Annotated in this window: 13 protein-coding genes; 11 read left to right on the top strand and 2 right to left on the bottom strand. The window is 71.1% G+C overall.

The window, feature by feature from the left end:
* Positions 1-50: 50 nt before the first annotated feature.
* From DOS48_RS16725 to DOS48_RS16705, 5 genes are all read left to right on the top strand, one after another.
* Positions 51-758 (top strand): type I 3-dehydroquinate dehydratase, encoded by a 708-nt coding sequence (locus DOS48_RS16725; RefSeq protein ID WP_127116833.1) that lies wholly within the window; start codon positions 51-53, stop codon positions 756-758.
* 314 nt (positions 759-1,072) lie between these two features.
* The gene (locus DOS48_RS16720) at positions 1,073-2,032 is read left to right on the top strand and encodes a rhomboid family intramembrane serine protease (RefSeq protein WP_127116832.1); all 960 of its coding nucleotides are present in this window, start codon (positions 1,073-1,075) and stop codon (positions 2,030-2,032) included.
* On the top strand, positions 2,033-2,899 hold the full coding sequence (locus tag DOS48_RS16715; RefSeq protein ID WP_127116831.1) for an endonuclease V: 867 nt from the start codon (positions 2,033-2,035) through the stop codon (positions 2,897-2,899).
* A gap of 64 nt (positions 2,900-2,963) precedes the next feature.
* Entirely contained in the window at positions 2,964-3,236 is a 273-nt protein-coding gene (locus DOS48_RS16710) for a hypothetical protein (RefSeq protein WP_127116830.1), read from the top strand.
* A gap of 18 nt (positions 3,237-3,254) precedes the next feature.
* Complete coding sequence (locus tag DOS48_RS16705; RefSeq protein WP_127116829.1) at positions 3,255-3,539, top strand: hypothetical protein; 285 nt, start codon at positions 3,255-3,257, stop codon at positions 3,537-3,539.
* An 80-nt stretch (positions 3,540-3,619) separates the two neighbouring features.
* On the opposite strand, the gene DOS48_RS16700 is transcribed toward DOS48_RS16705, so the two are convergent.
* The gene (locus tag DOS48_RS16700) at positions 3,620-4,942 is read right to left on the bottom strand and encodes a rhodanese-like domain-containing protein (protein WP_127116828.1); all 1,323 of its coding nucleotides are present in this window, start codon (positions 4,940-4,942) and stop codon (positions 3,620-3,622) included.
* 124 nt (positions 4,943-5,066) lie between these two features.
* Here DOS48_RS16700 and DOS48_RS16695 point away from each other — a divergent pair, with 124 nt between their 5' ends.
* From DOS48_RS16695 to DOS48_RS16670, 6 genes are all read left to right on the top strand, one after another.
* Positions 5,067-5,834: an AAA family ATPase gene (locus tag DOS48_RS16695; protein WP_127116827.1), complete on the top strand. Its 768-nt coding sequence runs from the start codon at positions 5,067-5,069 to the stop codon at positions 5,832-5,834.
* Positions 5,831-6,433 (top strand): hypothetical protein, encoded by a 603-nt coding sequence (locus tag DOS48_RS16690; RefSeq protein WP_127116826.1) that lies wholly within the window; start codon positions 5,831-5,833, stop codon positions 6,431-6,433. Before DOS48_RS16695 ends, DOS48_RS16690 begins: the two co-directional genes overlap by 4 nt.
* 178 nt (positions 6,434-6,611) lie before the next feature.
* On the top strand, positions 6,612-7,280 hold the full coding sequence (locus DOS48_RS16685) for a hypothetical protein (RefSeq protein ID WP_127116825.1): 669 nt from the start codon (positions 6,612-6,614) through the stop codon (positions 7,278-7,280).
* 356 nt (positions 7,281-7,636) lie between these two features.
* Positions 7,637-9,985: a phosphoenolpyruvate synthase gene (gene ppsA / locus DOS48_RS16680; RefSeq protein WP_127116824.1), complete on the top strand. Its 2,349-nt coding sequence runs from the start codon at positions 7,637-7,639 to the stop codon at positions 9,983-9,985.
* 73 nt (positions 9,986-10,058) lie between these two features.
* Positions 10,059-11,126 carry a tyrosine decarboxylase MfnA gene (mfnA, locus tag DOS48_RS16675; protein ID WP_127116823.1) on the top strand — a complete coding sequence of 356 codons (1,068 nt, stop codon included), beginning with the start codon at positions 10,059-10,061 and terminating at the stop codon, positions 11,124-11,126.
* A gap of 96 nt (positions 11,127-11,222) precedes the next feature.
* Positions 11,223-11,879 (top strand): hypothetical protein, encoded by a 657-nt coding sequence (locus tag DOS48_RS16670; RefSeq protein WP_127116822.1) that lies wholly within the window; start codon positions 11,223-11,225, stop codon positions 11,877-11,879.
* A gap of 37 nt (positions 11,880-11,916) precedes the next feature.
* Here the strand turns inward: DOS48_RS16670 and DOS48_RS16665 are convergent, their stop codons facing one another.
* Positions 11,917-12,405 carry a cupin domain-containing protein gene (locus tag DOS48_RS16665; RefSeq protein ID WP_127116821.1) on the bottom strand — a complete coding sequence of 163 codons (489 nt, stop codon included), beginning with the start codon at positions 12,403-12,405 and terminating at the stop codon, positions 11,917-11,919.
* Positions 12,406-12,479: the final 74 nt, after the last annotated feature.

Genomic DNA, 12,479 nt, shown 5'->3' with positions numbered 1-12,479 from the left:
TTTTTCGCCGGACGCGTACACCTAAGTCCCCGGCCGCGGAACGCCCGCGTATGTTCGACGAGTTCGTTCTGACCGCGAGTACGGCCGACCTCTCGGAGGAGCCGGCCGCCCGCGAACACGCAGACGCCGTCGAGTACCGAATGGACCTCGCGAGCGACCCGCTCGACCAGCTGGAGGCGTACGACGGCGAACTCCCGCTGCTCGTCACGAACCGGGCGTCGTGGGAGGGCGGCGAGGCCGAGGGGCTCGGCCGGTACGACGCGCTCTCGACCGCGATCGGTCACGAGGCGGTCGCCGCGGTGGACGTGGAACTCGCCGCGCTGCACGGCACGCACCCGGACCCTGCGGAGGAGTCGCACGCGGCGGCGCTTCGCGAGGCGGCCCGCGAGGCGGGCGCGAGCGTGGTCGCCTCGGTTCACGACTTCGAGTCGACGCCCGAGCCCGCGGCCCTCGTCGACCTCCTCGCCGACGCCGCGAGCGAGGGGGACGTGGGGAAACTGGCGACGACGGCGACCGCGCCGGTCGACGCGCTCGCGATGCTGCGGGCGACCCACGAGGCGACCGCGGCGGGCCACCGCGTCGCGACGATGTGCATGGGCGAGCCGGGGCGGCACACGCGCGCCGTGGCGCCCGTCTACGGGTCGAAAATCGGGTACGCGCCGGTCGACCCCACGAACGCCACGGCGCCCGGACAGTACCCGCTCGCGACGCTCAGAGCACTCGTCGACGGACTGCGGGAGGACGGAACGGGTAAGTGACCAGATATAAATCGTCGATCACCGACCGCGACGGCCGGTTATAAGTGAACGGGCGGTGCGGTGGCGCGTGCCTGCGAGGCCGCTTCGCGGCCGAGCAGCACCGCGCGAGGGACGCCGCGAACGCCCGCAGGGCGTGAGCGGCGAGGCTGGGGAGGCGTGAGGTGCAGGGCTGTGCGGTCGGGTGGGGCTTTGGCGGTGTTCTCCGGCGAGTCACCGACTATCGGTCATAAACCGCCACGAAGGCCGGCGACTGCCTGTTAAAGGACCACGGATAGAGCCAAACCGCTTTACCACCGCCCCCGTAAGTGGCGACAATGGCGACGTGTGACGTGTGTGGGGAGTACGAAAACCTTCCCTACCAGTGTAAACGGTGCGGCCAGACGTTCTGTGCCGACCACCGCCTTCCCGAGAACCACAACTGTCCGGGGCTCGCAGAGTGGGACGACCCCGGCGGGGTGTTCGACAGCGGCTTCGACGACAGCGTCGAGGCCAACGCCGGGTCGAGCGGGGGCGGTTCGGCAGGCGTCACCGATCGAATTAAGCGACGGATCGACCGCGAGACCAGCACCGGCGGGCTCGTGAGTTACTTCCGCGGGAACGCGACGTACGCGCTCCTGCTCGCGATGTGGCTCACGTTCGTCGCGCAGTGGGTGGCTCTCACCGTCGGCGGCCGGCCGCTCCACAACACCCTCTTCGTGCTCCAGTCGGAGGCGCTCGGGAACGTCTGGACGTGGGTGACCTCGGTGCTGTCTCACTCCCCCGTCGGCCTCTACCACATCATCGGGAACAGCGTCGTGCTGTTCTTCTTCGGCCCGCTCGTCGAGCGCGCGGTCGGCTCGAAGCGGTTCGTCGGGTTCTTCTTCGCCGCGGGGGCCATCGCTGGCCTCGGCCACGTCCTGTTCGCGATCGCGACGGGCGCGCCGCCGACGGGTGTGCTCGGCGCCAGCGGCGCGGGCTTCGCGATCTTGGGCGTGCTCACCGTCTGGCGGCCGAACATGCAGGTGCTCCTCTTCTTCGTCGTCCCGATGAAGATCAAGTACCTGACGTGGGGGATCGCGCTCGTCTCGGCGGTCCTCGTGATCCAGAGCGGGACGGGCGGCGTCGGCGGTATCGCACACCTCGCGCACCTGATCGGCTTCGCCATCGGGCTCGCGTTCGGCAAGCGATACGAGGGGCTGTCGCGCTCCGCGGGCGGCATGGGCGGCGTCTCGATGGGCGGCGCGAGCGGTCCCCGCGGGCCGGGCGGTCCCGGTGGTCCGGGCGGGCGCTTTTAAATGTCGTCGCCCGTGGACCCGGACAGCATCGCGCGCCCTGAGTTCCTCCCGGACCCCTCGCTCTCCCGCGCGGAGATGGAGTCGCTCCAGCGCGACCTGGCGGCGGCGGCGACGGAGGCCGACGACCACGACCTCGACCCGGCGAGCGTCGCGATCGACGAGCCGGCGGACCTGACCGACGGCCTGCCGGAGGCACGGACCGATACGAGTCCCGACCAGTCAACGCCCGACGCGCCGGTCGTCGTGGGGGTCGACCAGGCGTTTCTGACGCCCGACGAGGGGCCGGAGCGGGCCGTCTCCGCCGCGGTCGCGTTCCGCGCCGGCGACGTGATCGAGTACGCGAGCGCGGTCACGCCGCTGTCGATTCCGTACGTGCCGGGCCTGCTCGCGTTCCGGGAAGGCGGGCCGATACGGGCGGCGCTCGCCGCACTGGACGCCGAGCCGGATCTGTTGGTGTGTGACGGCTCCGGCCGGATCCACTTTCGCGAGGCCGGGCTGGCGACGCACATCGGCGTGCTGGTGGACGCACCGAGCGTGGGCGTCGCAAAGCGCCTGCTGTGCGGGGAGCCGGACGAGTCGACAGACGAGCGGCCCGCGGGCTGGCGAACGCCGATCCGCGCCGACGAGCGCGTGACGACCGCCGAGCCGGGAACCGTGATCGGGCACGCGCTTCAGTCCCGACAGTACCCGAACAGCCGGCGCGTCAATCCCCTGTACGTGAGCCCCGGACACCGGGTGTCGACCGGGACGGCGACCGACCTCGTCGAGGCGCTGTGTGCGGGGTACAAACTCCCGGAGCCGACCCGACTGGCCGACGCGTACGCCGACGCGGTCAAACGAGAGGCGCAGGCGGCGGGGAGCCGCTGACGCGGTGTGCCAGGAACTGACATAGGCAGGCGGTTTATATATGCTGGACTGCGAACGCGAAGGTATGGCAGACGAGGAGATGGAAGGCCCGATGTCCGCCCAGGAGTTCCGCTCGCTGACAGACGGACTGGTCCGGCAGAGCTCCGGGGGCGGGACGACCGTTTATAAGAACGCCGCGGGCGTCGGCTGCCCGAACCCCGACTGCGACCGCGGGGTGTTCCAGACGCTGTTCGTCAGCGACCACGGCTGGCAGCAGATCGGCGCGACCCGCGACGGGATCGACCTGTGCCTGTGTAACACCGAGTCGAAGCGACTCGTGTTCATCCACGACGACTGACGTGATCGGGATAGACCAGTGAGCGACGATTCCGACCCGCTCGCGGCGTTACACGACCACCTCGCGGCCACCGAGGAGCTGCCGGTGGAGCGCGAGGCCGGTTGGCGACTCGGCGAGGCGCAGGCGCTCGCCGCGGAGATCGCCGACGGCGGGGTCGACGACGCGACGGTCGTCAGGCGAGCCGACGAGATCCGAACCCTGCTCGCGGCGGTCGACGGGACCGGCGATCCGGAGGCCGACGACCACGTCGCCGCCGCGCGGGAGCTCGCGAGTCGAATCGCGGACCGAGCGGACGGCGGCTGACCGCGGGCGCTCGGATCGGTGCGTCTCTCTGTTCGACGCGGAGCGACCGCCACGGGCTGACGACCCCGACGACCGAGATATCAGTCGTCCGCGGCGGGCTCCGCCCCGGCGTCGGCGGCACACCGGTTCGGACCCAGCTCTAGCTCGATGGCCGCGACCTCGTCGGGCGGCGACTCGACGCCGCGGTTCGCCGCGATGACGGCCTCGTAGTTCGGCGGCTTCTCCGGGAGCGTCGCCGTGATGCGCTCCACGAACGCCCCGCGGTCGAGGTCGAGCACGTCGAGCCCCCGTCGAGCCGCGCCGACCGTCGTCGTCACCGGCTCGCCGGGCGTGACGTCGCCGGTCGTCCCGTCGTTCGCGACCGCGAAGTGCCCCGGACAGACGACGATCCGGTCGGGCTCCGCGAGCAGGGTTCCGTGGAGCGACTCGTAGAGCCGCTCTGCGCCGGTCGCCGCGCCGGCGGTCGCTTTCTGGTCGTCGCCCGCGTCGTCGTCCCCGCCGTCGCCGCCAGCCGCGAACTGCAGTTCCGTCCGCCCGACGCTGTCGGTGAACAGCGTGTCGCCGGTGAGCAGCGCGGACCGCCCGACGAGGTAGCTCGCGCCGTCGTCGGTGTGGCCGGGGGTCGCGAGCGCCTTCACGTCGACGCCGCCGACGTCGAGCGTCTCGTTGCGCGCGAGCGACTCGAACGCGTACGCCACGTCGCGCGCTTCGGCCGCCGCCGGGAGGTAGTACGGGACGCCGAGTTCGTCGGCGAGGTCCCGGCCGCCGGAGAGGTGGTCGGCGTGGACGTGCGTGTCGAGGACCGCGGCGATGGACGCGTCGCGTGCGGCCGCCGCCTCCCGCCACTCGTCGCCGTGTCGGGAGACGTCGATAGCGATGGCGACGCGGTCGGAGCCATCGGAATCAGCGATAGCGAGGCGGTCGGAGCCGTCGGGATCATCTCGTTCACCGTCGCCCCCGGACGACCGCCCGCCCACCACGAGGTAGCCGAGACAGCCCTTCGCGCGCCGCTGGATCTGGACGACGTCGAGGGGTTCGTCGCCCGCGTCGGGGAGCGGGACCGCGGTCCGGTCGTACACGGCAGACCACCCACGCATCCCGTCCGCGAGGACCGTGACGTCGTCGTAGCCCGCCGCCTCCAGCTCCTCGGCGAAGTCGAGCGAGGCCTTCCCCTTCGCGCAGGTCGTCACGATCGCGTCGCCGGGACCGACGCCGGTCTCCGCCTCGAAGTCGTCGACGTCGAACTCGTGAAACGGCTTATAAAAGTAGTGGACGGAGTCGGCAATCTGCCAGCTCTCGTAGCTCTCCGCCGGTCGCGTGTCGACGAGGGCGAACGACCGCTCGCCGCGTCGGCGCTCGTCTATCATGTCGCGGAACGCGTTCGCGTCGATGACGGTTGGCATAGGTGGTAGTTGGCACCGAGGGGCAAAACGCTGTGCAGTGGAATCGACTCCCGACCGCTCCGTCGCCCGCCCGGCGGCGCCCGCGATGGACAGGTTTTAGCCGAGCGGTCGGTCAGGTGCGCGCATGGTCGAGGCGTTCGCGGTCGCCAGCGGGAAGGGCGGCACGGGCAAGACGACGAGCACGCTCGCGCTCGGGATGGCGCTCGCCGAGGAGCACGACGTCACCGTCGTCGACGCCGACACGGGGATGGCGAACCTCCTCTTTCACGCCGGACTCGACGACGCGGCCGTCACGCTCCACGATCTGCTCGTCGCCGAAACCGCGACGACCGTCTCGGAGGCGACGTACGACCGGTTCGGGCTCTCCGTCGTCCCCTGTGGCACGTCGCTCGCCGGCTTCGAGGCCGCCGAACCGGAGCGGCTCCGCGACGTGGTCGCCGAACTCGCCCGCGACACCGACATTCTGCTGCTCGACTCGCCGGCCGCGCTCGGCTCGAAGTCGGCCGTGTTACCGGTCGTGTTGGCGGACCGCATCGTCGTCGTCGTGGAACCGACGATCCCCGCGCTCTCCGACGGGCTGAAGGTACAGGAGTACGCGCGCTCGTACGGCACGGGCACGGCGGGCGTGCTGTTCAACAAGGTCCGCGACGACGCCGCCGACGTGACCGAGCAGGCCGAACGCCGCTTCGGCGGCCCGGTGCTCGCGACCGTGCCCGAAAGCGACGCCGTGAGAGACGCGCGACGCGCCGGCAAGCCGCTGCTCGCGCACGCTCCCGAGAGCGACCCCGCCGCCCGCTACCGGCGGGCCGCCGCGCGGCTCGACGTCCGCGACGGGGACGAAGGGGCCGTCGCCGACCGCTTCCGAAGCGCGGTCGTCCCGGACACGCCATGACCGAGAGCGCCGGGAGCACGGCGCTTCGCATTCCGCGCGGGGACCTGTTGCGCTCCCGCGTCGTCTCCGACGTGGGGACGACGCTCTCGCGGGCGCTCGACCGGGAACTGACCGGGTACGCGACGCTCGTGCCACAGGAGACGCTCCTCTTGGAGGGCGACGCCCGCGGCGTCGTCACCTTCGCCGACGGCGTCCCCGTGCTCGCGTACAACACGGTGAGCGACAGCGGCGGCCCCGACGCGCTCGCCGAGCTCGCGGTTCCCGGCCCCTACCGCGTCGAGCTGTACGCGGTGGCGGACGCCGCGCTCGAAACCGCCCACGAGGAGGAGACGCTCCGCGTCGCGCCCGGCGCCGCGGCGACGGAACTGGCCGACGACCCCGCGCTCGCCGACCGCACCCGCGAGGCCGCCCCCGACGAGCGACTGGACGACGGCGACGACGACGGCGACGCGGTCGCGGCGTTCCTCGAAGACGACGAGCGGATCGAAGCGATCCGCGAGCAGGCCCGCTCGGAGGCGGAAGAGCGAGCGGCCGAGTGGGGGCTCGACGACGCGCTCGCCGGCGACGACGAGGCCGAGGCCGACGCGGAGTTCACCTGACGGGCGACGCGGCGGGCCGGCTCGGCGGAGTCGCCGACCGGAGCGTCACAGCAGTTAGGTCGATGCGACTCCTACGGAGGGTATCACCGTCCTCCACCTTCTCCGTCTGACGACGCCGACCGACTTCGCCGACTGGTACGACGCGAGCCGCGCGTACACCCGCCACGTCGCCGCGGGAATGGGGTTCGACGGCGCCGACGCGCTCGACGGCGCAGGGGTCGCGGCCGCCCTCCGAGAGAACCCCTCAGAACTGTCCCCCGCGGCGGCCCGGTCCGTCGCGGCGACGTTGCTCGCCGACGGCCGGTTCTCCGAGCCGTACTGCGAGTGGCTCCCGGCGTGGTACGAACTCGGCCTGATAGCGCCGGTCCGCTACGGGGAGTGGCGGCTCCGACGCGTCGCCGGCGCGGTCGCAGACGCCGCGGACGTGACCGTGACGGCGCCGCAGTTCTCCCGGCCGAGCGACGTGACCATCGACGGGAAGCCGGCGCTGGCGCGGGTCTCCGGCTTCCGAGAGCGGTTTCTGCTGGCCGACGCGCTGTTGCACCTGGAGTGGTTCGAACACGCCGCGGCCGCCGACGGCATCGAGGTCCCGGCGGGGCTCGTCGAGCAGACGCGGACGGAGTCGCTGTCGTACTACGGCGGCGTTCGCGACGAGTTATCGCCGCCGGTGCGACGCTTCCAGCGGCTGCTGTTCGCCGACGACGCGTGGGTCAGGCGGGTCGACGAGCGCTACGGGCTGAACAGTCGGCTGTTCGGGTTCTGGGAGCGACTGCTGTCCGCGGAGCGAGAGCGGCTGGCGGCGGGCGCGGGCGCTTCGGGGGCGCAGGCGGGCGCGAGAGGTGACTGAACGGGCACCCGCGGGAGGCGACTGAGCGATCGGAGGAGAGACGGTATCCTGCGGCCGGCGTTGGCTCGCGCGCTGTTACAGACCCTGTAACATGTCTTCGGGTGTGTGGTTCTCGCGGGAGGTAAGTATTCCAATAGACGGACCGTTTGTGGTGATACGAGCCGGATGTCGGTTCGTCTTTCCCCGCCTCGGCCCTCTCTGACGGTTCCAGCGTCGCACCGGGCGAGACTGCGGTCACTCCACGGCCGGTCGCGACGCTGTTTCGATTCGATCACTCGTGGGCGAGTAATCTTTTATTCACCGTTGCGTATGCCGGAACCTTCATAGGGTGCCTCCCGAATCCTCCGGACATACGAATGGCAGTACTCTGGCTCGAGGATGTCAACGCCGACGACGTCGGGACCGTCGGCGGCAAGGCGGCTTCGCTCGGTGAACTCATCGGCGCTGGGCTTCCGGTTCCGCCGGGGTTCACCGTCACGGCAGGTACGTACCGCACGTTCATCGAAGAGGCGGGGATCGACGAGGAGCTGTTCGCCGCGGTCGACGTCGACCCGGAGGACTCCGTCGCGCTGCGAGAGGCCGAGCAGACCGCCTCGGAGCTCATCATGGAGACGCCGCTCCCCGACGACGTGCGCGAGGAGATCGTCGAGCGATATCGGTCGATGGGCGAAGACGGCGCGGAGGCGTTCGTCGCGGTGCGCTCGTCGGCGACGGCCGAGGACCTCCCGGACTCGTCGTTCGCCGGCCAGCAGGAGACGTTCCTCAACGTCCGCGAACAGGCCCTCATCCGGCGGGTGAAGGAATGCTGGGCGTCGCTTTTCACGCAGCGCGCGATCTACTACCGGCAGCAGCGCGGGTTCCCGCACGCCGACGTCGACATCGCGGTCGTGGTCCAGCGGATGGTCGACGCCGAAAAGTCCGGCGTGATGTTCACCAGCCACCCCTCGACCGGCGACCCGCAGATTACGATCGAGGCGGCGTGGGGGCTCGGCGAGGCGGTCGTCTCGGGGACGGTGTCGCCCGACAACTACGTCTACGACCGCGAGGAGGGCGTCGTCGACAAGGTGACGGTCGCGGACAAGAAGGTGGAGATGGTGAAAGACCCCGAGACGGGCGAGACCGTCGAACTCGACGTCGAGGGCGACCGCCGCACCGCGCGCGTCCTCAGCGACGAGGAGATTGATGACCTCGTCGTACTCGGCGAGCGCGTCGAGGAGCACTACGGGACCCCCCAAGACGTCGAGTGGGCGATCCACGAGGGGGAGATATACATGCTCCAGTCGCGCCCGATCACGACGATTCAGGAGACCGATGACGGCGCGGAGGCGACCGGAACCGGCGGCGACACCCCACGGAAGTCCACCGCCGGCGACGCGTCCTCGGGCCAGCCCGGCGCGGGGAGCGTCTCGAACGGCGGCGACGACGAAGACGTGCTCGCCGACGGGCTCGGCGCGAGTCCGGGCGTCGTCTCCGGCGCGGTCCGGATCGTCCACAAACTCGACCACCTCGATCAGGTCCAGGAGGGCGACGTGATGGTGACGGAGATGACGATGCCGGACATGGTCCCGGCGATGAAACGCGCCGCGGGCATCGTCACCGACGAGGGCGGGATGACGAGCCACGCCGCGATCATCTCTCGCGAACTCGGCGTCCCGGCCGTGGTCGGAACCGGAAACGGGACGCGGCTCCTCGAAGACGGCCAGCAGGTCACCCTCGACGGCGACAAGGGAACCGTCCGCGCCGGCGCCGACGACGAGGCCGAGGCCGGCGAGGAGTTCGAACCCGTCGAGGCGGCGCGGCCCGAGACCCCCGTCAAGCCGATGACGGCGACGGAGGTCAAAGTGAACGTCTCGATTCCGGAGGCCGCCGAGCGCGCCGCGGCGACGGGCGCCGACGGCGTCGGGCTGCTCCGGATCGAACACATGGTGCTGTCGCTCGGGAAGACGCCCGAGAAGTACATCCAGGACCACGGGGCCCGCGCGTACCAGGACGAACTCATCGAGGGGGTCCGCCGCGTCGCCGACGAGTTCTACCCCCGGCCGGTGAGGGTCCGCACCATCGACGCGCCGACAGACGAGTTCCGGGAGCTGGAGGGCGGGGACGGCGAGCCGGCGGAGCACAACCCGATGCTCGGGTGGCGCGGGATCCGCCGGAGCCTCGACAAGCCGAACCCGTTCCGGCAGGAGTTGGCCGCGTTCGCCCGCCTCTTCGAGATGGGCTACGACAACCTCGAAGTGATGTTCCCGCTCGTCAACGACGCGAGCGACATCGAGGGGATCAAAGCGCACATGCGAGAGACGGGGATCGACCCCGACGCGCGCCGGTGGGGCGTCATGATCGAGACGCCGGCGAGCGCCTTACAGATCGAAGAGCTCGCGGCCGCCGGCATCGACTTCGCCTCCTTCGGAACCAACGACCTCACCCAGTACACGCTGGCGGTCGACCGCAACAACGAACACGTCGCCGGCCGCTTCGACGAGTTGCACCCGGCCGTGCTCAAGCTCATCGGCGACACGATAGAGACCTGCCGCGAACTCGGCGTCGACACGAGCATCTGCGGGCAGGCCGGATCGAAGACGGAGATGGTCGAGTTCCTCGTCGACGAGGGGGTCTCGTCTATCTCGGCGAACATCGACGCGGTGCGGGACGTCCAACACGAAGTGAAACGGACCGAACAGCGGCTCCTCCTCGATTCGGTCCGCTGACGCGGGCGAGGAGCGGCGACTCGGTGTCACGGAGCGGAACGGGTAAGACCCCGCCGCGGCAATGGGTGGTCAAATGCAGCAGCCCGAGCCGCAGTCGTTCGACCGGGTCCTCTCCTCGATGTGTACGGAGCCGCATCCGGCGGCTCGGGAGGCGGCGGAGCGATACCTCGCGACGAATCCGGGCGATCCGGCCACCTACGAGTCGATAGCGGCGCTGGAAGCACGCGCGGTCGAACTGCTCGCCACGGTCACCGACCACCCGACGCCGACCGACGCCACCGGGTACGTCACCTCGGGCGGGACGGAGGCGAACGTGCAGGCGGTCCGGTCCGCGCGAAACCGCCACGACGCGGGCGACGTGAACGTCGTCGTGCCCGAGAGCGGCCACTTCTCCTTTCATAAGGCCGCGGAGCTGCTCGACGTGGAGCTCCGGACCGTACCCGTCGACGACGAGTACCGGGCCCGGACCGATGCCGTCGAGGCGGCCGTCGACGAGACGACCGCGCTGGTCGTCGGCGTCGCCGGAAGCACGGAGTACGGGCGCGTAGATCCGATTCCGGCGTTGACGCGGATCGCTCACGACGCCGGGGCCCGGATGCACGTCGACGCCGCGTGGGGCGGCTTCGTGTTACCGTTTACCGACGCAGACTGGTTGTTCGCCGACGCCCCCGTCGACACGCTGACCATCGACCCGCACAAGTTCGGACAGGCGCCGGTGCCGGCCGGCGGCCTCCTCGCGCGTGACGCCGCGGCGCTGGACGCGCTCGCGGTCGACACGCCGTATCTCGAGACGCGGTCGCAGGCCACGCTGACGGGAACGCGGAGCGGCGCGGGCGTCGCCGGCGCGGTCGCCGCGATGGAGGCGCTGTGGCGGGAGGGGTACCGGGAGGCGGCCGACCGCGCGGCCGCCAACGCCGAGTGGCTCGCGGCCGCCCTCGACGAGCGGGGGTACGACGTGGTCGACCCGGAGCTCCCGCTCGTGGCCGCCGCGGTCCCGGAGCCCGAGTTCGACGCCCTCCGGGAGGCGGGCTGGAAGGTGTCGCGCACGGCGAGCGGCGAGCTCCGCGTCGTCTGTATGCCGCACGTGACGCGGGAGGCGCTGCGGCGGCTGGTGGCCGACCTCGACCAGATCCGGCGATAGTCCGCCGGCGAGCGACACGGCCACGACGCCGGACCGTCAGATCGAACCGCCTCCGCCATCCCCCCGCTTTTCCGCCGAGCCGCGGCCAGACGCACCGTGACACCCTTCAGCGACCTCGCTCGCGCGGCCTACTGCCCGCGACAGCTCTACTACGCGCGCCGCGACGGCGACCGAGACGTGCCCGAGACGACGCGGGCTCGGATGGACCTCGCCTATCGGTACCCGACGCTCGCCGGCGCGCCGGACGCGACGCTCCGCCGGCTCCCGATCCGACGTTCGCCGGCGGCGTACCGCCGGAACCTCGCGCGACTCAGCGAGCGGGACGACTACGCCCGCCTCGTCGACCCGGAGTTCGAGCGCGTCGGGCGGGCCGGGAAGGACTGCCGCGGAACCGTACACAAGATTCTCGACGACGGCGACGGCCCACCGGTTCCGACCGTCGTCTCACCGGGCGAACCGCCCGAAAACGGCGTCTGGGAGCCACAGACGGTCAGGGCCGTCGGCGTGGCCAAGGCGCTCGCGTGGGAGCGAGAGCGGGAAGTGCCGCGCGCGCTCGTCGAGTACCCGAGCGTCGGCGTCGTGCGCGAGGTGCGGCTCACGACGCGGGCGAAGGCGGCCTACCGGCGGGCGCTTCGGGCAGCGCGAGCCATCGACGGGCCGCCCTCGCGCGTCGACGACGACCGATGCACCGCCTGCGACTACCGGGACCGGTGTGGGACCGGGCGGCGAACGCTCCGGTCGCTTCTGGGGTGAGCCGGCGACCCGGACCGACGCAGAGCGGACGACAGCCTCACGGCGAAAACGACGTGCCGCACTCGGTGCAGGTGAAGCGGAACCGTCCCGCGTCGGTCAGTTCGGTCGCGTGGACGCGCTCCGCGTCGCACTCGCGGCACTCGATCAGCGACTCGATCTGGTCCCAGTCGTGACGCGCGCCGGGCGCGCCGAACGCCCACGCGACCACGTCCTCGTCGGCGTCCTCGCGCACGAAGCCGGACTGGAACTCGCCCGGCGCAAAGCGGATCAGCTCGCCGGCCTCGACGTCGACGCGCTCGTGGTCTCGCCCCACCTCGAAGGTGGCGACCCCCGAGAGGACGTAGAACACCTCTTCTTGATCGCCGTGGGTGTGGAGCCCGCCCGCGAACGCCTCGCCGGGCGCGAGTTCGAAGTAGTTCATCGCGACGTGTTCGGTCCCGAGCGCCCTCGAGACCGGCTTTCGCACGTCGTGGACGCCCATCGGGTTCGCGACGACGTCGACGTCGTCGATAGCGGCTTTCTGCATACCGGGTTGTCCGACGGCGGCCGTATAACCGTGTCCCCGCGGCGAGCGTCGGTCCTGTCGGCATCGAACGAACA

The sequence above is a fragment of the Halorubrum sp. PV6 genome, assembly GCF_003990725.2.
Classification (GTDB): Archaea; Halobacteriota; Halobacteria; order Halobacteriales; family Haloferacaceae; genus Halorubrum.
Note: the sequence above shows the minus strand (reverse complement) of the source record. Positions and strands in the feature narration are given on the sequence as shown.